This is a genomic window from Mycobacteroides abscessus ATCC 19977 (assembly GCF_000069185.1).
In the GTDB taxonomy this organism is placed as follows: Bacteria; Actinomycetota; Actinomycetes; order Mycobacteriales; family Mycobacteriaceae; genus Mycobacterium; species Mycobacterium abscessus.
Window position 1 is genome coordinate 959,512 of the sequence record NC_010397.1, and the last position, 18,967, is coordinate 978,478.

The 18,967-nt window shown below is 65.5% G+C and carries 20 protein-coding genes; 13 read left to right on the top strand and 7 right to left on the bottom strand.

Features of this window, described 5'->3' with window-relative positions; translation table 11 throughout:
* The first annotated feature begins 166 nt into the window (after positions 1–166).
* Genes MAB_RS04965 through MAB_RS04980 form a run of 4 tightly spaced genes read left to right on the top strand, consistent with a single transcriptional unit; the run spans position 167 to position 3,182 of the window.
* On the top strand, positions 167–1,183 hold the full coding sequence (locus MAB_RS04965) for a phosphotransferase enzyme family protein (protein ID WP_005113365.1): 1,017 nt from the start codon (positions 167–169) through the stop codon (positions 1,181–1,183).
* 19 nt (positions 1,184–1,202) lie between these two features.
* Positions 1,203–1,979 carry a 3-oxoacyl-ACP reductase FabG gene (gene fabG, locus MAB_RS04970; protein ID WP_005113366.1) on the top strand — a complete coding sequence of 259 codons (777 nt, stop codon included), beginning with the start codon at positions 1,203–1,205 and terminating at the stop codon, positions 1,977–1,979.
* Between the two features lie 25 nt (positions 1,980–2,004).
* Entirely contained in the window at positions 2,005–2,826 is an 822-nt protein-coding gene (locus tag MAB_RS04975) for a GntR family transcriptional regulator (protein ID WP_005073373.1), read from the top strand.
* Positions 2,823–3,182 (top strand): FKBP-type peptidyl-prolyl cis-trans isomerase, encoded by a 360-nt coding sequence (locus MAB_RS04980; RefSeq protein WP_005063568.1) that lies wholly within the window; start codon positions 2,823–2,825, stop codon positions 3,180–3,182. Before MAB_RS04975 ends, MAB_RS04980 begins: the two co-directional genes overlap by 4 nt.
* Positions 3,183–3,195: 13 nt before the next feature.
* Here the strand turns inward: MAB_RS04980 and MAB_RS04985 are convergent, their stop codons facing one another.
* On the bottom strand, positions 3,196–4,509 hold the full coding sequence (locus MAB_RS04985) for a sensor histidine kinase (protein ID WP_005113367.1): 1,314 nt from the start codon (positions 4,507–4,509) through the stop codon (positions 3,196–3,198).
* 105 nt (positions 4,510–4,614) lie between these two features.
* Positions 4,615–5,325, bottom strand: a complete 711-nt coding sequence (locus MAB_RS04990; protein ID WP_005063566.1) for a response regulator transcription factor — start codon at positions 5,323–5,325, stop codon at positions 4,615–4,617.
* Positions 5,326–5,481: 156 nt separating this feature from the next.
* Between MAB_RS04990 and MAB_RS04995 the strand changes: the two genes are divergently transcribed.
* Complete coding sequence (locus MAB_RS04995; RefSeq protein WP_005063565.1) at positions 5,482–6,063, top strand: hypothetical protein; 582 nt, start codon at positions 5,482–5,484, stop codon at positions 6,061–6,063.
* On the opposite strand, the gene MAB_RS05000 is transcribed toward MAB_RS04995, so the two are convergent.
* Positions 6,043–7,140 carry an NAD(P)-binding domain-containing protein gene (locus tag MAB_RS05000; RefSeq protein ID WP_005113368.1) on the bottom strand — a complete coding sequence of 366 codons (1,098 nt, stop codon included), beginning with the start codon at positions 7,138–7,140 and terminating at the stop codon, positions 6,043–6,045. The two genes, MAB_RS04995 and MAB_RS05000, sit on opposite strands and share 21 nt — an antisense overlap.
* Positions 7,141–7,155: 15 nt before the next feature.
* Here MAB_RS05000 and MAB_RS05005 point away from each other — a divergent pair, with 15 nt between their 5' ends.
* Together MAB_RS05005 and MAB_RS05010 are read left to right on the top strand one after the other, a co-directional pair.
* Positions 7,156–7,887, top strand: a complete 732-nt coding sequence (locus MAB_RS05005) for an enoyl-CoA hydratase (RefSeq protein ID WP_005063562.1) — start codon at positions 7,156–7,158, stop codon at positions 7,885–7,887.
* 2 nt (positions 7,888–7,889) lie between these two features.
* A complete protein-coding gene (locus tag MAB_RS05010; RefSeq protein ID WP_005113369.1) occupies positions 7,890–8,990 on the top strand; it encodes an MBL fold metallo-hydrolase in 1,101 nt (366 codons plus the stop codon).
* Here MAB_RS05010 and MAB_RS05015 read toward each other — a convergent pair.
* A complete protein-coding gene (locus MAB_RS05015; protein WP_005063559.1) occupies positions 8,987–9,664 on the bottom strand; it encodes a class I SAM-dependent methyltransferase in 678 nt (225 codons plus the stop codon). The two genes, MAB_RS05010 and MAB_RS05015, sit on opposite strands and share 4 nt — an antisense overlap.
* Positions 9,665–9,781: 117 nt before the next feature.
* On the opposite strand from MAB_RS05015, the gene MAB_RS05020 reads away from it, so the two are divergent.
* A complete protein-coding gene (locus tag MAB_RS05020) occupies positions 9,782–12,184 on the top strand; it encodes a cation-translocating P-type ATPase (RefSeq protein WP_005113370.1) in 2,403 nt (800 codons plus the stop codon).
* Positions 12,185–12,213: 29 nt separating this feature from the next.
* Here the strand turns inward: MAB_RS05020 and MAB_RS05025 are convergent, their stop codons facing one another.
* Positions 12,214–13,047, bottom strand: coding sequence for a class I SAM-dependent methyltransferase (locus MAB_RS05025; protein ID WP_005115127.1), 834 nt, complete (start codon positions 13,045–13,047; stop codon positions 12,214–12,216).
* 54 nt (positions 13,048–13,101) lie between these two features.
* Between MAB_RS05025 and MAB_RS05030 the strand changes: the two genes are divergently transcribed.
* From MAB_RS05030 to MAB_RS05045, 4 genes are all read left to right on the top strand, one after another.
* The gene (locus MAB_RS05030) at positions 13,102–13,317 is read left to right on the top strand and encodes an antitoxin (RefSeq protein ID WP_005063556.1); all 216 of its coding nucleotides are present in this window, start codon (positions 13,102–13,104) and stop codon (positions 13,315–13,317) included.
* 22 nt (positions 13,318–13,339) lie between these two features.
* Positions 13,340–14,476, top strand: coding sequence for a lipase family protein (locus MAB_RS05035; protein ID WP_005122091.1), 1,137 nt, complete (start codon positions 13,340–13,342; stop codon positions 14,474–14,476).
* 36 nt (positions 14,477–14,512) lie between these two features.
* Positions 14,513–14,956, top strand: a complete 444-nt coding sequence (locus MAB_RS05040; protein WP_005073393.1) for a type II toxin-antitoxin system Rv0910 family toxin — start codon at positions 14,513–14,515, stop codon at positions 14,954–14,956.
* Between the two features lie 111 nt (positions 14,957–15,067).
* Positions 15,068–15,355 carry a hypothetical protein gene (locus tag MAB_RS05045; RefSeq protein WP_005083106.1) on the top strand — a complete coding sequence of 96 codons (288 nt, stop codon included), beginning with the start codon at positions 15,068–15,070 and terminating at the stop codon, positions 15,353–15,355.
* A gap of 9 nt (positions 15,356–15,364) precedes the next feature.
* Here the strand turns inward: MAB_RS05045 and MAB_RS05050 are convergent, their stop codons facing one another.
* The gene (locus MAB_RS05050) at positions 15,365–16,285 is read right to left on the bottom strand and encodes an LLM class flavin-dependent oxidoreductase (protein WP_005113373.1); all 921 of its coding nucleotides are present in this window, start codon (positions 16,283–16,285) and stop codon (positions 15,365–15,367) included.
* A 91-nt stretch (positions 16,286–16,376) separates the two neighbouring features.
* Here MAB_RS05050 and MAB_RS05055 point away from each other — a divergent pair, with 91 nt between their 5' ends.
* Complete coding sequence (locus MAB_RS05055; RefSeq protein WP_005113374.1) at positions 16,377–16,940, top strand: TetR/AcrR family transcriptional regulator; 564 nt, start codon at positions 16,377–16,379, stop codon at positions 16,938–16,940.
* On the opposite strand, the gene MAB_RS05060 is transcribed toward MAB_RS05055, so the two are convergent.
* The gene (locus MAB_RS05060) at positions 16,891–18,903 is read right to left on the bottom strand and encodes an MDR family MFS transporter (RefSeq protein ID WP_005122092.1); all 2,013 of its coding nucleotides are present in this window, start codon (positions 18,901–18,903) and stop codon (positions 16,891–16,893) included. The two genes, MAB_RS05055 and MAB_RS05060, sit on opposite strands and share 50 nt — an antisense overlap.
* Between the last annotated feature and the right edge of the window lie 64 nt (positions 18,904–18,967).

An 18,967-nucleotide genomic window follows, 5' to 3' on the forward strand; every position in this document is an offset into this window, starting at 1 on the left:
TGCGACGCGCTCATTTATACCTGGCTTAGTGCCCAGGTTGAAAGCGAATCAGGGAAATCGTCCCGGTTGGTTTCGGTGAAGTTTCAATCTGAGTCGTTTCGGTTCGTTGACGTTAAATGGTCCGATTTGGTCCGCTTAAGCGCGTCTTGTGGTGCACACTCAACCCATGCCGGGATTACCGCCGAATCACAGCGCGTTCGCGCGGGCCGCTCTGACGAGTTATGGCCGCGATCCGCACACACCGCTGCGGTTGTTGAGCCTTTCCGAGAACGCCACGTACCTGGTGGATGACCAGCGGCCCATGGTGTTGCGGGCGCACCGGCCCGGGTACCACTCGTTGCCCGCGATCCGCTCCGAGCTCGCCTGGATGAGTGCGCTTCGCGCCGAGACATCCGTCGTCACACCGGAACTCGTGCGGGCGCGGAACGGATCGGAAGTGATCGCCGTCGGTGTCGATGGGATCACCTTGCATGTCGACGCCATGGGTTTCGTCCCGGGCTGCACCGCCGAGGAAACGTCGGGCGTGGTCGGGTACGGCAAGCTCGGCCAACTGACCGCACACATGCACCACCATGCTCAGGGCTGGCGGGTGCCACCGGGGTTCACCCGATTTCGCTGGGATCTGGACTCGATGTTCGGGCCGCAGGCGCGTTGGGGTGACTGGCGGCAGGCGCCCGGCCTGACCGACGCCGACCGGGAAGCAGTGGACGCCGCGGTACGGGACATCATCCGGCGACTCAGCGAATATGGTTGCACTCCAGACCGATTCGGCCTGATACACGCCGACATGAGGTTGTCCAATCTCATGGTCGACCCGGGCCGGCCCGGATCCGACATCACCGTCATCGACTTCGATGACTGTGGATGGTCTTGGTTCATGGCCGATCTCGGTGCGGTGGTCTCCTGGGTGGAAGACACGCCTATGGCCGAGGCGGCCGTCGCGGATTGGCTCGATGGTTATCAGCGAGTGCGTCGGCTCTCCGGCGATGATCTGGGCATGATCCCGGCTTTCGTGATGCTGCGGCGGGTCATGCTCACGGCCTGGATCGCCTCACACGCCGATGCCGATGCGGCGATCAGGGTCAGTGATGGCTTCGGTGCGCGTACCGCACGTCTGGCGGAGCGTTACCTGACCGACCGGACATGGTTGCGGGAGGCAGTTTTTGGTCGTCGAGTCGGCTGAGCCGGCGGAGAGGAAAGTGATGTTCGATTTGTCTGCCCGGTCGGTGCTGGTGACCGGGGGAACCAAGGGAATTGGCCGCGGGATCGCGACGGTTTTTGCGCGCGCGGGCGCCAATGTCGCCGTGGCAGCCCGGTCGCCGCGTGAGCTGTCGTCGGTGACAGCGGAATTGGGCGAGCTGGGGGCGGGAAATGTCATCGGTGTGCGGCTCGATGTGTCTGACCCGGGCTCGTGTGCGGATGCCGCGCGCACCGTCGTAGACGCGTTTGGGGCCCTGGATGTGGTGTGCGCCAACGCCGGAATCTTCCCGGAGGCGCGGTTGGACACGATGACCCCCGAGCAACTCTCCGAGGTGCTGGACGTCAACGTCAAGGGCACCGTCTACACCGTGCAGGCATGTCTGGCGCCGCTCACCGCGTCCGGGCGGGGCCGGGTCATCCTCACCTCATCCATCACCGGGCCGGTCACCGGGTACCCGGGCTGGTCCCACTACGGTGCGTCCAAGGCAGCCCAGCTCGGCTTCATGCGCACGGCCGCCATCGAGCTCGCGCCGCGTGGGGTGACCGTCAACGCGATACTGCCCGGCAACATCCTCACCGAGGGCCTGGTGGACATGGGTGAGGAGTACATCAGCGGGATGGCGCGCTCGATCCCCATGGGAATGCTGGGCAGCCCGGTCGATATCGGGCACCTGGCCGCCTTTCTGGCCACGGACGAGGCCGGCTACATCACCGGACAGGCCATCGTGGTTGACGGCGGGCAAGTACTGCCCGAATCGCCGGACGCGGTTAACCCCTAGGTGCGTTTGCGGCGATACTGAGCAGATGGAGGAGTCGGAGGGCGGCCCGGTAGCCGAAGATGTGCGGCGTCGAATCCTGTCGATGCTCGCACAGGGCACGTTGCATCCGGGTTCACGGCTGGGGTCCGAGCGCGAGATGGCCGAGCGCTTCGCGGTGTCGCGCGCGACGGTACGCAGTGCGTTGGTGCCGTTGAGCCGGGCCGGCATTCTGGAGCGTCAAACCGGCCGTGGCGGGGGCACCTTCGTACGCGCCGATGTGGTGCAGCGCAACGTGGCCGAGCTGGTGGGTCTGCCCACCAGGCTGCACATCGGTGGCCACACGAGCGATACCCGGGTGCTGGGCACCTCCCGGCGGCCCGCCACTGCGGCCGAACGAGCGGCCCTCGAAATTGCCGAAGGCGCAGAAGTTTTCGATGTGCGGCGGCTTCGATATGCCGATGGAGTGCCGCTATCGGTCGACACCGCGTATTTTCCCGCCGAGTTGGTGCCGGACTTGCTCGAACAGCCGTTGGGGGGATCGCTGTACGAGCTGTGCCAGGTGCGTTATGGCTTACAAGCGGACTCATCGACGGAAACAATCGAAGTGGTCAGCGCCAACCCGCGTGAGGCCGAATGGCTTGACGTGCCGCACCGCAGGCCCCTGTTGGCTATCACCCGGGTGACCCGCAATACCGACGGCCGGCCCTTCGAATTCAGTTATGACCTGTTCCGTGCGGACCGAGTGCGCCTGACGGCCACCATGACATCGGCCGTCGCGCAGGAAAGTCGTGGTGTGGACGGCAAGGTGGAACGGGTGGTGAGCAGACTGGCGGCCCACCGGCGGCCGGACGATACGCTGCTGGCATGACGAAACCCGAGATCGACTTTCAGCCAGGTCCGCCGCCCACCGAACTGGTCATCAAGGACATCACCGTCGGTGACGGTGCGGAGGCCACCCCCGGATCGGTCGTCGACGTGCATTACGTCGGTGTGGAGTTCGAGAGTGGCGAGGAGTTCGACAGCTCCTGGAACCGCGGCGAGTCCATCGAATTCCCGTTGAGCGCGCTGATCAAGGGCTGGCAGGACGGCATTCCCGGCATGAAGGTGGGCGGACGTCGTCAGCTCACCGTGCCACCGGCGCAGGCCTACGGCGAGGCCGGTGCCGGCCACCAGCTGTCGGGTAAGACGCTGGTATTCGTGATCGACCTGCTCGGCGCCCGCTAGGGCTTCGCCAGGATCAATGCCCGGGGAGGCGCAGCACCAGCCGTGCGCCTCCCAATGGGCTCGACTCCAAAGCAGCTGTGCCGCCATGGAGTTCGGCCTGCTGTGCCACCAGTGCCAGGCCCAGCCCGGAGCCCGAATGCGAGGCGGTGGAGCCTCGTGAAAATCGCTCGAACACCTGCACCCGCTCGGCCTCTGGGATGCCGCTGCCGTTGTCATCGACCGCGATTTCTACCCCGTGTACCGTGCTGGTCGCCGAGAGCTGAATCTTGCTCGCACCGCCGTGCTTCACCGCGTTCTTGATCGCGTTGTCGATCACCAGCCGTAGCCCAGCGGGCAACCCGAGCATCAGAATCGTGGACGACGGCACCAGCGAAATCTCAAGATTCGGATAGCTGCGATCCGCGTCGTGCGCGGCGCGGTCCAACAACTCGGTGATGTCGACGGGCACGTGGTCGTCCTCGGTGGTGAGCTGGCCCTGCGCCAGCCGCTCCAGTGCGGAAAGTGTTGCCTCGACCCTGCTTTGGGTCCGTATGGTCTCCTCGATGATTTCTTCGCGTTGGTCATCGCTGAGATTGAGGGTGGAGAGCACTTCGAGATTGGTCCGCATCGCGGTGAGCGGGGTGCGCAGCTCGTGTGAGGCGACGGCCGCGAAATCACGTGCGGATTCCAGTGCGGCCTTGGTCTTTTCCTGTTCGGTGTTGATGCGCTCGAGCATCCCTTCGACGGCCTCGGAGATCTCGACGGCCTCACGTACACCGCGAACGTTCACGTCATCGGGGTTGGACTGTGCGTTGATCAGACGGGCCTGCTGCGCCAGCAGCCGGAACGGGCTTACCACGATGAGCGAGATGACCCAGCCGACGATCACGGTGCCGATCAGCACGCCGCCGCAGATCGCCAGGATGCGCATGTGGTACCGGTCGATCTGGCGTTGTGTCTCGGCGACCGGGGCTCCCACCGCCACGGGGATGTTTCCCGGGGCGATGAACGACCGGACGCGGTATTCGACACCATTGATCTTGGTGTTGGCGTAGCCCGGCTCCAACAGCGGAAGCTCGGTGTCGGTAGGGATGGATTTGGTGAGGCCGGCCACGCGGGCGGTGAGCACCAGGCCGTCGGGGGTGTCGAGTTTCTTGTCGGAGCTGATCACCGAATTCAGCAGATTCGACACGGCACCGAGGCTGGACACCGAATCAAGGCGCCGATCCAGCTGGCTGTACTGGTCTTCCTCGACGCCCAGCCACACCCAGGTGCCCAGTGTCACCACCAGCACCATCACGCCCAGCGCGGCGATGGCGACCAGGGTGCGCAGCGAGAAGATCCGCATGGGCTTCTCCAATAACCGGTAGGACAGATCGGTGATCCGTTGACTGCGGTGCTTGCTGGGGCGGCCCATGACTGGCGGGTTCTCGTGCGAGGTGCTCATCCGTCGCTACTGCGAACGCAGCACGAACCCGACACCGCGCACGGTGTGCAACAGCCGGGGTGCACCGCCGGCCTCCAGCTTGCGGCGCAGGTAACCGATGAACACGTCGACGACGTTGGTGTCGGCGGCAAAGTCGTAGCCCCACACCAGCTCCAGCAGCTGGGCGCGTGACAGCACCGCGGTCTTGTGTTCGGCCAGTACCGCCAGCAGATCGAACTCGCGTTTGGTGAGATCGACCTCGACACCGTTGATGCGGGCGCGCCGGCCCGGAATCTCCACCTCCAGGGGCCCCACGGTGATGGTTTCCGTCGACGACGTGGCTACTGCGCCGCGGCGGCGCAGCAGCGCTTTGACGCGGGCCACCAACTCGGCGAGCACGAACGGCTTGGTCAGATAGTCGTCGGCACCGGCCTCCAGGCCGGCGACCCGATCGTCGACCGAGGTGCGTGCGGAGAGCACACAGACCGGTACGTCGTTGTCCATCGCGCGCAACGCGGTCACCACACTGACACCGTCCAGCACCGGCATGTTGATATCGAGCACTATCGCGTCCGGACGGTGTTCGGTGGCGCAGCGCAGCGCCTCGGCGCCGTCGCTGGCGGTATTCACCTCGAATCCGGAGAGGCGCAGGCCGCGTTCCAGCGAGGCGAGCACGTCGGCGTCGTCGTCCACCACCAGTACGCGCGGGGAGCCCTGCCCATCAACCATGCCTGCCATCTTGCCCGATGAGATGGGTAAAACGGTCGAACTATCGTCGCCGGTGCTGTGCCGGGCGTCGCCAGTATCATGAAAGCTGATAATCCGGCGTCTCATACCGAAAGCTTGCGCATGTCGACATCAGTACCTGTAAAGCTAGTTTCCTATGTTGCTGGCGTGTGTGCAGCGCTTGGCGTTGGGCTGCTTTCCGGAGGTGCGGCCGTTGCGCACGCGGACCCGGCCTTCCCCGATTTGAGCGGGTTCGCCGTGGTGCCGCCCGATGGTTTCTTCGTCACCAACGAGAACTCTTCGGTGCGATCGATTCACTTCTCCACCCCTGACGGCATCGGGTGCATGTTCCGTGCCTCCCCGAACATGACACCCACCTCGCGTCAACGACTCAGCTGCGACGGCGCGGTTCCCGGGATTCCCGGAGACGCCCCGAACGCTCCGAATGTGCCCGGTATCGGTGGCGCGAGCGCGAATGTGCCCGGGCTGGGCGGTGTGAACATCCCCGGCGTCGGCACCTGCCCCATGGGCACCGTCGCGCAAAAGGGTGACGGCGCCTTCGAGATCAGCAAGGGCGCGTGGTCGTGCGGTACCAAGCCTGAAGCACCGTTGCTCAATGTCGGCCAGAAGCTCACCTATGGCAACGTCACGTGTGCCGTCGGGGCGGGTAGCGTCACCGCCTGCCAGGTGGTCACGGGCGATCAGAAGCACGGTTTTGTCCTGCAGCCCTCAGGCAGTACGTCCTTCTAGATAGTTCATCAGCTCGACCACGGCGGCACGGGATGCGCGGTTGGCTCCGATGGTGCTTGCCGACGAGCCATAGCCGAGCAGATGGATGGCGGGCTGCCCCGCGACCTGAGTGAGCAGCCGGCCGGTCATGGTGATGCCGCCGCGTCCGTTGCGTAGGTGCAGGGGTGCCAGGTGGTCCAGCGCGTGCCGAAATCCGGTGCACCACAGGATCACGTCGACTTCCAGGGAGCTGCCGTCGGGCCAGGTGACCCCGGTCGGGGTGATCCGGCTGAACATGGGGCGTCGGGTCAGGACCCCACGCCGCGAGGCTTCGGCGGTTTCCGCGGTCCACGGCAGCCCCGTCGCCGAGACCACCGACCGCTGCGGTTCGCCCCGACGCGACCGCTCATCGACACCCGCCACCGCCGCGCGCAGCCGCTCGACGGTGAGGTCGGTGACGAACACCGGCTCGCGCCGGGTCACCCACGAGGTGGTGACGGAGGCGATCCCGGAGATTTCCATGAGCAGCTGCACGGCCGAGATACCGCCGCCCACCACGAGCACATGCTGGCCGGTGAACTCCTCCGGTCGCTGGTAGTCGTGGGTGTGCAGCTGACGTCCCCGGAAGGTGCCGGCGCCGGGCACGAACGGGACGAACGGTTTGTCCCACGTCCCCGTGGCATTGATCAGCCCGTCGACGGGAAATTCGCCCACCGAGGTGTCGATCGTGAAGCCTCTCCGGGCCGGCCGCACCGCGCGCACGTGAACCGGCCGGCGCACATCGAGGGCATACCGGTCCTCGTATTCGCCGAAGTACCTGGGCATGGCGGTGGAGGCCCGGATGGTCCCCATCTCGTCGAACGGCAGCCCGGGCAGCTGGTAGATGCGGTTGGTGTTATCCAGCGTCAGCGTCGGCCAGCGGAACTGCCAGGCCCCGCCCGGGCCGGGCGAGTGATCCAGGATGACGAACCGGTGGCCGGGCGCATCGGCGGGCTGTCGCCGGCTCAGCGGCTCCAGACCGCGCCGGCGTAGGAAGTATCCCGCCGCGATCCCGGCCTGCCCGCCACCAATCACGGCGACGGTAGTCATGGGCGCCATATTAGGGTGGTTGCCATGATCGGTGTAACTAGCGACGGTCCCGTCACCACCATTGAGCTGCAGCGCCCGGAGCGGCGTAACGCGGTGACCTATGAGCTCGCGCTCGCCTTCGCCGAGGAGGTCAAGAAGGCCGCGGAAACCGCACGTGCGATCGTCGTCACGGGGCAGGGCACGTCGTTCTGCGCCGGCGCCGACCTGTCCAGCGGCGCTCCTGATCCCGACAAATTCGCCGATGCGTGGCAGCACTCGATCAAGAGTGTCGATGCGGCCGACATCCCGGTCATCGCCGCCGTCAACGGCCCCGCGATCGGCGCGGGCGTCATGCTGGCAATGGTCGCCGATCTGCGGGTGGTCTCCGAGACCGCGCGTTTCCAGTTCCCCGTCGCCAAATATGGCATCGCCCTTGATAACTGGAGTATCCGTCGGCTGACCTCGCTGGTGGGCTACGGGCGCGCGCGTGCCATGCTGCTGGCCGCCGAGCCGCTTGACGCGCAGACGGCATTGCAGACCGGCATGGCCAACCGCATCGGCGAACTCGCCGATGCGCAGGCCTGGGCGGCCGAGCTCGCCGGGTTCGCACCACTTGCTCTCAAGCACGCCAAGCGCGTGCTCAATGACGACGGCGCCTTCGAGGACCAGTGGCCCGAGCACAAGGAACTGTTCGACAAGGCGTGGGGCAGCCAGGACATCATCGAGGCCCAGGTCGCCCGAATTCAGAAGCGTCCCCCCAACTTCCAGGGAGCCTGAGCGTGCGGGCGCTCTGGGTTGGTGCCGGCGCAGCCATTGCGTCGACGTGGATCGGGCGCGCCCTGCGTGATGTCCCGCAGACGCTGGGTGCCAGCAAGGGGCGCATCGCCGAGGTCGCCAAGGGGTCCCCGCAATACCGGGGTGGCACTTTCCACAATGCCGAACCGGCGCGGCAGTTTTCGCCCGATGCCGAGACCACCACGGTGGTGTGGGATGTGCTCACGCGCCGCGGTGTGGGGACCCCGAAGGGGCAGGTACCGCTGGCGGTGCCGGAGCTCTCCGGCCCGCCTGCCGATCTGGCGGCCACCTGGTTCGGGCATTCCAGTGTGCTCGTCGAGATAGACGGCTATCGCGTGCTCACCGATCCCGTCTGGAGCGACAGATGCTCGCCCTCGCGTGTGGTGGGGCCGCATCGGCAGCACCCGGTGCCGGTGGAACTTTCGGCGCTGCCCGCGCTGGACGCGGTGGTGATCAGTCATGACCACTACGACCATCTCGACATGGATTCGATCATCGCCCTGACGCGCAGCCAGAACGCCGTGTTCGTGGTGCCACTGGGGGTGGGAGCGCATCTGCGTGGCTGGGGTGTCTCACCGGCTCGGGTCATCGAGCTCGACTGGGATCAGAGCCATCAGCTCGGAAAGCTGACGCTCACCTGCACCCAGGCCCGCCACTTCTCGGGTAGATCGATCACCCGCAACACCACGCTGTGGGCGTCCTGGGCCTTCGCCGGACCGAAGCACAAGGTCTTCTTCGGTGGCGATACGGGATACACCAAGGCGTTCAAGGTGATTGGTGACACGTACGGGCCCTTCGACCTGACCCTGTTGCCGGTCGGCGCCTACAACACGTCGTGGGCCGATATCCACATGAATCCGGAAGAGGCGGTTCAGACACATCTGGATCTGGCCACTGCGCAGGCACCGCTACTGCCCATTCACTGGGCCACGTTCAATCTGGCGCTGCACCCGTGGGCCGAGCCGATCGAGCGGGTGCTCGCCGCCGCTGAGGAGCAGGGGGTCACGGTGGTCGCGCCCAGGCCAGGACAGCGGGCCGATGCTCGGCAGCCCGCCGCCCCGGACGGCTGGTGGCGTCTTACCTAACGTTTGTGCGCCTGCAGCAGGAACGCGGGCTGCTTGTTGCGTCCCTTCTCGTCCTTGTGGAACACCGGCATCTCGAAGTTCGCGCCGGGGATCACCTCGGGGATGTTCGAGTGGATATACGCCGAACTCAGCTCGTCGATCGCCCAGTAGGGTTCGACCGCCGCGCGTAGCTCGTCTTCGGTGACGGCGTTGGGGCCGATACCCGGTGGGAAGGCGCCCACGGCGAACACCAGCACGAAGTACGACGCGTCCGGAGCCGCCGCGCGTGAGATCGACTGCAGGTAGGCCTCGCGCGCCTCGACCGGGATGGAGTGGAACAGCGTGCTGTCGACGATGGTGTTGAAGCGCCCGTCATAGCCGGAGAAGTCGGTGATATCGGCCACCTCGAAGGTGGCGTTGGTCAGTCCGCGCTCGGCCGCCGCGGCTCGCGCCGCCTCAATGGCGGTGGGGGATAGATCGAGCCCGACGGTGGTGTGTCCCAGCGCCGCCAGCCGCAACGAGGTTTCGGCGTGCCCGCATCCGACGTCGAGAACCGTGCCGTGGAACTTGCCGGCATCGATCAGCGCGGCGAGTTCGGGCTGGGGCTCGCCGATATTCCACGGTGGTTCACCCTGGAAAAGCTCGCCCTTGCCCTGATAGGTGGCGTCCCAATCCGGGAGCTCATTCGATGTCATACCAACTGACATTACCCGCGTCGGAGGGGAACGTGGCGTGACGATTGCGCCAAATAATCGTGCGAAGTTGGCGCTCGATGGCCGTGCCGGGCGGTCACAGGTCGCTACTGTGCAGGGGTGGCAACGATCGAGGGATTGACCATCAGCGGCCTGACCGCCGCCGAGGTCGCTGAGCGCGTGGCGCAGGGGAAGACCAATGATGTTCCGTCGCGTGCGGCACGCAGTGTGTCGGACATCGTGCGGGCCAACGTGTTCACCCGGATCAACGCGATTCTCGGGGTGCTGCTCATCATCGTGCTGTCCACCGGTTCGATCATCAACGGCGCATTCGGTCTGCTGATCATCGCCAACAGTGCCGTCGGCATCATTCAGGAGCTACGCGCCAAGCAGATACTCGACAAACTTGCCATCGTCGGCCAGACCCGGCCCTTGGTGCGGCGCGACGGGGCGGCCACGGCACTGGCGCCCAATGAGGTGGTGCTCGACGACATCATCGAGCTCGGGCCCGGCGACCAGATCGTGGTGGACGGAGAGGTCATCGAGGAGTCGGCCCTTGAGATCGACGAGTCACTGCTGACCGGCGAGGCCGATGCCATCGAGAAGACCATTGGTTCGCAAGTGCTTTCGGGTAGCTTCGTGGTGGCCGGCAGCGGTGCGTACCGGGCCACCAAAGTGGGGCGGGAGGCCTACGCGGCCAAGCTCGCCGAGGAAGCCTCCAAGTTCACCCTGGTGCACTCCGAGCTGCGCAACGGTATCAACAAGATTCTGCAGTTCATCACCTATCTGCTGCTGCCGGCGGGCGCGCTGATCATTTACACCCAGCTGTTCACCACCGATGACAGCTGGCAGGAATCGGTGCTGCGCATGGTGGGCGCGCTCGTCCCGATGGTGCCCGAGGGCCTGGTGCTGATGACGTCGATCGCCTTTGCGGTCGGCGTGATTCGGCTGGGGCGGCGCCAGTGCCTGGTGCAGGAGCTGCCTGCTATCGAGGGGCTGGCCCGGGTCGATACGGTGTGCGCCGACAAGACCGGGACCCTCACCGAGAACGGGATGCGCCTGGCAGACGTGCACTTCCCCGACCGTGACGGCGACGAGGACGCGCTGGCGGTGCTGGCGCAACTGGCTGCCGACGATCCCCGGCCCAACGCCAGCATCGCTGCCATCGCCGAGGCTTATGACACCCCGCCGGGGTGGGAAACGACTGCGATAGCCCCATTTTCGTCGGCCAAGAAGTGGAGTGGCGCTTCGTATGGGGAGCATGGCAACTGGGTGATCGGTGCGCCGGATGTGCTGCTGGATCCGGCCGACGCCATTGCCACCGCCGCCGAGGAGATCGGGGCGCGGGGCCTGCGAGTGCTGCTGCTGGCCTCGGCCGAACTGTCCGTTGACGACGCGCATGCACCCGGTGCGGTGACTCCCCGGGCGTTGGTGGTGTTGGAGCAGAAGATCCGGCCCGACGCTCGCGAGACGCTGGACTACTTTGCTTCCCAGCATGTCTCGATCAAGGTGATTTCGGGTGACAACGCGGTGTCGGTGAGTGCGGTGGCCCAGACGCTGGGGCTGACGGGCGCCGCGGTGGACGCCCGCACACTGCCAACCGACACCGACAAGCTGGCCGCCACGCTGGCCGACGCGACCACCTTCGGCCGGGTGCGCCCCGACCAGAAGCGGGCGATGGTCAAGGCGCTGCAGTCGCACGGGCACACGGTCGCGATGACCGGCGATGGCGTCAACGATGTGCTGGCCCTCAAGGACGCTGATATCGGTGTCGCGATGGGAGCGGGTAGTTCGGCCTCCCGCGCGGTGGCGCAGATTGTGCTGTTGGACAACAAGTTCGCCACCCTGCCCTATGTAGTTGCCGAGGGGCGGCGTGTGATCGGAAATATCGAGCGGGTGTCCAACCTGTTCCTCACCAAGACGGTGTATTCGGTGCTGCTGGCGCTGACGGTGGGACTTGCGGGGCTCGGCTCGAAGATCTTCCATTACGGCGCGGTGCCGTTCCCGTTCCAGCCGATCCATGTCACCATCGCGGCCTGGTTCACCATCGGCATCCCGGCATTCATCCTTTCGCTGGCACCGAACAACGAGCGCGCGCAGACCGGATTCGTGCGCCGGGTGATGCTCTCGGCGATTCCGTCGGGCCTGACGGTCGGTATCGCGACGTTCCTGTCTTACCTGTTGGCACGCCAAATCCTTCACGTATCCGGTAACAGCACACAGGCCTCGACCGCCGCACTGATCACGGAACTGGTGGCGGCGGTGTGGGTGCTCGCGGTGGTGGCCCGGCCGTACCAGTGGTGGCGGGTGGCACTGGTAGCGCTCTCGGGCCTGGGTTATGTGGCGATCTTCGCGATCCCGTTGGCGCGGAAGGCATTCATGCTCGACCCGGGCAATCTGGCCGTCACCGGTCCGGCCTTGGGTATCGGCATCGCGGCGGCCGCGGTGATCGAAGCGGTGTGGTGGCTGCAGGGCAAGTGGTCCGGCCAGCCCCGGCACTTCTGGGCCACGGGAGACGACTGACCGCCCCTCGTCTGCTCGCGAGGTTAGGGCTAGAAGGAAAACCGCATGATCCTGCCGATGTCGCGCAGGGTGGGGATGTGGGAGATGACTTTCATCTGGATGCGGCCGGATAGTGGCAGGTGTTCCTCACCCGCCACATCGGTACTGCGCAGATCGCTGACGCAGCGCAGGCCCGGGTGCAGCGCCTCGATCTGTCCGGGATCGTCGATTCCCCAATGCAGTGTGGCTCCCGCGTTGCGCACCGCCGGCACCAATTTCTGTAGTTTGATGCCGATGCTGCCGTAGCAGTCGAAAGCCAATTGACCACTGGGGAATCGGCCGGTGATACGCCGGATGAGTGACTGCCCCTCGGCCTCGGTCAGGTACATCGTCAAACCCTCGAACACCGCGAGAGTGGGACGGTCGGCCGGGATGCTGTCCAGCCACGTCGCCTCGCTGACCGAACTTCCGATCATCCGGTAATCGCCGTCGCGGCACGGGAGCAGTGCGCGGCGCAGGGCGATCACATCGGGATAGTCGACATCGGCCCAGCGCACCATCTCGGATGGGTTGATCCGGAAGACCCGGGTATCCAGGCCGCAGGCCAGGTGCAGCACCGTTGCCTCATGGTGTGCGGTGAGAAACTCCGAGGTCCAGTCGTCGAGTTGACGGGCACGCAACGCCACGCCGATTGCCTGGGTGCCCTTGATCTTGGTCTTGGAGAAGTCGTAGTCGATGCGCGCGACGGCCTCGGCGGCGTAGTGGTCATGAAGAACCGAATCGGGTGATGTGGCGTCCTGCGCCCTGCCGTACAGGGTGGCCAGCATCGTCTCGGGAGCCCCGGTCAGCGTGATTTTCACTGGGTCCGTCACTCGAACCAACATACGCCCCGATCTCGTATTACAGTTGCGCCGTCCCAGACGAAGGAGAACAAGCTCATGGCTGATTTCAAGGGCCTCATCGACAAGCTGAAGAGCCTGTTGGCGGGCAACAAGGACAAGGTGAACGAGGCCGTCGACAAGGTCGGCGACACGATCGACTCCAAGACCGGTGGCAAGTACTCGGCGGTGGTCGACAAGGTTCAGGACGCTGCCAAGAGCGCGGTCGAGAAGGTCGAGGGTGCGGCGGCCCCGAAGGACGGCGACGCCCAGTAGCCGACTGGCGCCGCTGCTTGCGGTGCTGGTGTTGATCACGGCGGCCTGTGCTCGGGTCGAGGCGGAAGGTGTTGCGCCCCAGCCCCCGTCGCCCCCGCCGGGTGAAGTGCTATCCGACGTGCCGTTGTCGTTGGCCCCGGATCTTGATGCCATCGCCGATGGTCATCTCATTCGCTATATGTCGACGTCGGGTGCCACCGGTACACCCACCGAGGTGACCGGTGTCGTCTTCGCGCCGAAAGGCGAACCACCGCAAGCGGGTTGGCCCATCGTCTCGGTGGGCCACGGCACCACAGGGCTGGACGACGAGTGTGCGGTCTCGCGTGCCCCCGACTTGCGGGGTTACATCTGGCTGGTGCGCAATCTCAGCAAGCGTGGCTGGGTGGTGGCCATCACGGACTACGAAGGGCTGGGCGTTCCGGGGCCGCATCCGTATCTGGAACCCAGATCGGAAGGATTCAACGTCATCGACGCCGCCCGCGCCGCGGTATCGCTGATTCCAGGGGCGTCGACGAAGTGGGCGGCTATCGGTGCGTCCCAGGGCGGCCAGGCGACCTGGGCCGCGTCCGAGCTGGCCGGCGACTATGCCTCCGAGCTGGAGTTCGTCGGCTCGGCCAACCTGTCACCGGCCGCCGACCTCACCGACATGGCGACGCATGTGGGCGACGGCAGGTACCACTGGAGCCAGCTCTCGATGATGCCGACCTTGCTGACGGGATTGTCGGTGACGGTCCCCGAGTTGCGGCCGGAGAATTTTCTGCACGGCTCTTTCCAAGATATTCCGCGGGACAAGGCTCTGCTGTTGGGATGTCACAACGGACTCGATCCCGCTCGATCAGCTGCCATAATTAGGTTGCGCGCCAAGGATTTTCACGGCACCAGTCCCGCAGACCCGATCGTCTTCGCCGCCGCACTGAAGCGGATCGCGTTGCCGTTGGGCCCAGCCTCCGGGCCGATGTTCGTCTACGCCGGCGGAGCCGACCGGCTCATCGAGGCGGGCTGGATCCATGCGGCGGTCCGCCGGGCCTGCGCGCTGGGGGACACGGTTCAGGAGGTCGTGTCGCCGGGTAAGGGCCATGTGGATCCCGAGGGAGAGCGGCTCGGGGTGCAGTGGATTGCCGACCGGTTTGCCGGACTACCGGCGCCCAGTAACTGCTAGCGGTCTGTTCGGATCTCTCCGGTATCGTCTGCCCACGTGGCAGCCAAACTGAATTCCTCCATCGATGTGCCCCTCCCTCCCGAGGAGGCCTGGGCGCACGCCTCGGATCTGCGGCGTTTCGATGAGTGGCTCAGCGTTCACACAGCGTGGCGCAGTGCGTTGCCCGAGACCCTGGAAAAGGGCACCGTCATCGATTCGATCGTGTGCGTGAAGGGCATGTACAACCGCGTCAAGTGGACGCTGCAGAAGTACGACCCGCCGACGGGCCTGTTTCTGGACGGGCAGGGCAGGGGTGGGGTCAAGGTGAAGCTCAGAGTCACGATCTCTCCCAAGGGCTCCGGTTCGGTCGTCGATTTCAACCTGCACCTGGGTGGGCCTGCGATGTTCGGCCCCATCGGTGCGGTGGTGGCCGCCGCGTTGCGCAGCGATATCGATGCTTCGCTCGCGAAATTCGTGCAAGTTTTTGCGGCCACGCCGTAGTCGCCATTTTCGCGGTCTACCTGCGAAAACATAAGCGACGGTTTGTGATTGGCGAGCACCGAATTCGTGTCGGTGTTTGGCATGCTCCGAATTCAGTAGCAATATGGATATATGTCAATCACACGGAAGATCATCGGAACGGTGTTCGCTGCTGGTGCTGGCGCGGCCATTATCGCTGCCGCGCCTGCCACCGTGATGAGCACCGGGGTGCCGACAACCACGTCCAACCAGGTCGTTCTTGCCGATCCCGGCGGCTCGGGCGGCGGTGACGCGGGTGGTGGAGGCGGCTGCTACAACGGCGTGTGCGGTGGCTGGAACCCCAGCCAGGGCGGCTGGGGCCACGGCTGCTACAACGGTGTGTGCGGCGGCTGGGATGGCCAGCGCGGCTGGGGCAACTAGCCCCTGCGGCTAATCCGTTTCGTTCGAGAGCGGGCGCAGGGCCTGAGCCAAGGCGTCATAGGCGTCGCGGCGTGCTGATCCGCTGCCCAGCAGATGGTCGGGCAGGATCACCTCGTCGACGCCCTCCTGTGTCCACGGTGCCATCTGTTCGGCGATGCGTTCCGCGGTGCCGTACAGCACCGGAATCGGCGATGCCGCAGCGGTTTCCGCCGCCCGCGCTTCGGATTGCGGGCCATCGGTGACGATCACGCGCGCCTGTGTGGAACGCCAGATGGTGGCGGGATCGCGGCCGATCTTCTCGGCCGCGGCATCCAGGCGGCCGGATACCTCGCGGAAAGTGCCGGGCGACGACCACTGATTCCATTCGTGGGCGTAGCGGGCGGTCAGGGCGAGCATCCGCGGCTGAGTCGCGCCGATCAGGATCGGTAAGGGCCGTTGCAGCGGTTTGGGCTCGCAGATCCCCTCGGCCAGCCGGTAGTACTGGCCGTCCACCGTGGTCACTGGCTCGTTGAGCAACCCCGTGATCACTTGTAGTCCTTCGGAAAACCGGTCGACTCGCGCTCCCGGCTTACCCAGCTCGAGGCCGTAGCGTTGGTGCTCGTTCTCCTGCCAGCCGGCCCCCAATCCGAGCGTGAAACGCCCCTGGCTGACGTGGTCGACGGTGGCGGCCCAGTTGGCAAGCACGGCCGGGTGGCGGAAGGTCATCGACAGCACCAGGGGTGCCAGCCGGATCCGGGAGGTGGCGGCGGCGAGCGCGGCAAAGAGGGCAGTCGCCTCGTGGAAATCGGTGCGCTCCTCGGCCGTGTCGGCATGGGACATGAAGTGGTCGGCGGCGTAGAAGGCGCGCCAGGTTCCGTCGTCGGCGTACTGCGCGATGTCCAGCAGATCTGCCCAGGATTGGTTGGTTTGTCCCCATATCGAAAAGCGCATGACTCCGATCCTAGGGGCGATCCACATATCGCCGTTATGGCGTACTACCCTCGCAGTGGTGGAGGAGCAACCGAGGGGCCGGCGGGCAGAGGTGCTCGCGGCCGCCATTGAAGTGGCGGGCACCATGGGTATTGGTGGGCTCACCTACCGCTCGGTAGATGCGGCCGCTAACGTGCCGAGTGGCACGACCTCGAATCACTTCCGTACTCGTGATGCCCTGCTGCTGGGTGCCATTCTGGAGATCGAGAAACTGCGCCGTGCCTTCTGGCGGGCGCTTGTCACCGAGATCAACCCGACCACGGTCTCCGATCTGGTGGGTATCGGCACCGCGTATGCCAACGGCGCCGTCGGGGCGATGAGCACCCGGGTGCGGGCCTATATGGCGCTGCTCATGGAAGGCTGGAGTCATCCGGAATTGAGGGAGCCACTACAGCGGGGCAGGGATGCGCAGATTCCCCGCACACTGCACTTGATGTGCAAGGTCGATCCGAAGACGCCCCAACTGCATGCGGAAATTTTCCAGGACTACCTCACCGGCATCATCTACCAGCAGCTGGCCAACCCGGTGGCCGATTTCAACCCCCGCCCGGGGATCGAGGCACTGCTTACCGCGCTGGTGACGCCGCCCCAGACGCCGCGGGCAGCGCAGCGATAGGGTTCTCGCGCCAATCGGTGTCGGTGACAATTCGGCGCGAAATGCGTTCCAGTGCCGCCTGAATCTGCTCCCGGTCTGCGCGATCTTCGAAATCTGGTGTACGGGAAAGCCGTTCGATCAAATACTGGTTGATGGCCTCGCTGATCTTGTCGACCTCTTCCCGGCCGCTATCGGTGAGCCAGATGTGATCGTTGGTGCGCAGGGCGTAGCCGTTGGCGACGAGTTCGTTGAATGCGGGGTCGACGATCTCCGGCGGTATGCGATACCACTGTGCGATGCGGGACACCTCGGCGGAACCGGTTGCCCGCAGGAAGCGGTTGGCCTGCACCAGTGCCCACAGCGGCGCGATGGGCATCGAGACGCCCGCATGTTCGCGCAGCTTATGCAGGCCCACGTGCGGGAATCCACGCATCGCATTGCCGATCGCGATCTCCAGCAGCTTGTCCGGCGAGACAGAATTGGGCATACCGAAGCCTTCGCCCATATCCACGGCAAGGCTCGTGTCGGCACCGCGCAGCGGGACCTCCTTGAGGAACAGCGCGAGCACGAACCCGACGGCGGCGACCGGTGCTGCGCACAGGAACACCAGGTCCAGGGAATCGGCATATGCGTGGATGACGGGTACCGCCGCGTCATGCGGTAGTGCGTGCAGCGCCTGCGGCGATTGGGTGGCCTCGGGAGGTGTGTTCACCGAGCTGAGTTCGCGCGTAAGGAAATTGGAGAACAGTGAGCCGAATATGGCCGCGCCGAAGGAACTGCCGATGGTGCGGAAGAACGTGACACCCGATGTCGCGACGCCCAAGTCGTCGAAGCGGGCGGTGTTCTGCACGATGAGGGTGAGCACCTGCATGGATGCGCCGATGCCTACACCCAGGATGAACAGGTACAGCGACTGCAGGACGAACGGCGTGGAGTCGTCCATCCTGGATAGCAGTGCCAGCGCGATGGCCATGATGGCGGTACCCGCGACCGGGTAACGCTTGTACCTACCGGTGCGTCCCACCAGGGTGCCGGTTCCGGTGGACGTGATGAGCATGCCCGCCACCATGGGCAGGGTGCGTAGGCCGGAGACGGTGGCCGAGACGCCGTTGACGAACTGCATGAAGGTGGGCAGATAGGTCATCACGCCGAGCATGGCGAACCCGACGACGAAGCTCAGCACGCAGCAAATGGTGAACACCGGGTCACGAAACAGGCGCGGAGGCAGGATCGGTTCGGGCACTCGGGATTCCACCCAGACGAAGGTGCCGATCGCGGCGATCGAGCTCGCGAACAGGCCGATGATCACGGGCGAGGACCAGGGGTACGTGGTGCCGCCCCAGCTGGTGGCCAGAGTCAGCGCGGAGGCGCCCAGGCCGATGAGCACGATGCCCCAGTAGTCGATGACGGGGCGCGTCGCCTTCGCCAACGCCGGGATGGCTCCGGCGGCAACCATGATCACCACAACGGAGATGGGCAGATTGATGTAGAAGGCCCAGCGCCACCCGAGATGGTCGGTGAACAGCCCGCCGAGCAGAGGGCCGATCACCGTGGTCACCCCGAACACCGCGCCGAGAATGCCCTGATATCGGCCGCGTTCGCGCATCGGGATGATCTCCCCGATCAGGGCCGTCGCCGTCACCATCAGGCCACCGGAACCGAGCCCTTGAATGGCGCGCGCACCCACCAGCATCGCCATGGAGCCGGCCATGCCGCACAGCAGCGAGCCGCCCGCGAAGATGACGATGCAGGTGATGAAGACGGTTCGCCGTCCGAACAGGTCACCGAACTTGCCCATCACCGCGGTTGCCACCGTGGAGGCCAACAGGTAGCTGGTGACCACCCAAGACTGGTGTCCCGCATCGCCGAGATCGGCGACGACGGTGGGTAGAGCGGTGGCGACGATGGTGCCGTCCAGCGCGGCGAGCAGCATTCCTAGCAGGACCGCGACGAAAATCAGGTTGCGTCGCTGCACGCTGATCATGGAGCTAGCCGCTTCCTGGTCGACTGTTCCGGACTCAGCTGAGTGCTTGTGTGATTCGGCTGGC

What these genes read in the sequence shown, in the direction of transcription:
- MAB_RS05050 (WP_005113373.1), bottom strand. Translation starts at nt 16,285, where the DNA reads ATGCGCTTTTCGATATGGGGACAAACCAACCAATCCTGGGCAGATCTG.
- MAB_RS05000 (WP_005113368.1), bottom strand. Translation starts at nt 7,140, where the DNA reads ATGGCGCCCATGACTACCGTCGCCGTGATTGGTGGCGGGCAGGCCGGG.
- MAB_RS05025 (WP_005115127.1), bottom strand. Translation starts at nt 13,047, where the DNA reads ATGTTGGTTCGAGTGACGGACCCAGTGAAAATCACGCTGACCGGGGCT.
- MAB_RS05045 (WP_005083106.1), top strand. Translation starts at nt 15,068, where the DNA reads ATGTCAATCACACGGAAGATCATCGGAACGGTGTTCGCTGCTGGTGCT.
- fabG (WP_005113366.1), top strand. Translation starts at nt 1,203, where the DNA reads ATGTTCGATTTGTCTGCCCGGTCGGTGCTGGTGACCGGGGGAACCAAG.
- MAB_RS05005 (WP_005063562.1), top strand. Translation starts at nt 7,156, where the DNA reads ATGATCGGTGTAACTAGCGACGGTCCCGTCACCACCATTGAGCTGCAG.
- MAB_RS05015 (WP_005063559.1), bottom strand. Translation starts at nt 9,664, where the DNA reads ATGACATCGAATGAGCTCCCGGATTGGGACGCCACCTATCAGGGCAAG.
- MAB_RS05030 (WP_005063556.1), top strand. Translation starts at nt 13,102, where the DNA reads ATGGCTGATTTCAAGGGCCTCATCGACAAGCTGAAGAGCCTGTTGGCG.
- MAB_RS05060 (WP_005122092.1), bottom strand. Translation starts at nt 18,903, where the DNA reads ATGATCAGCGTGCAGCGACGCAACCTGATTTTCGTCGCGGTCCTGCTA.
- MAB_RS04975 (WP_005073373.1), top strand. Translation starts at nt 2,005, where the DNA reads ATGGAGGAGTCGGAGGGCGGCCCGGTAGCCGAAGATGTGCGGCGTCGA.
- MAB_RS04980 (WP_005063568.1), top strand. Translation starts at nt 2,823, where the DNA reads ATGACGAAACCCGAGATCGACTTTCAGCCAGGTCCGCCGCCCACCGAA.
- MAB_RS04965 (WP_005113365.1), top strand. Translation starts at nt 167, where the DNA reads ATGCCGGGATTACCGCCGAATCACAGCGCGTTCGCGCGGGCCGCTCTG.
- MAB_RS04990 (WP_005063566.1), bottom strand. Translation starts at nt 5,325, where the DNA reads ATGGCAGGCATGGTTGATGGGCAGGGCTCCCCGCGCGTACTGGTGGTG.
- MAB_RS04985 (WP_005113367.1), bottom strand. Translation starts at nt 4,509, where the DNA reads ATGCGGATCTTCTCGCTGCGCACCCTGGTCGCCATCGCCGCGCTGGGC.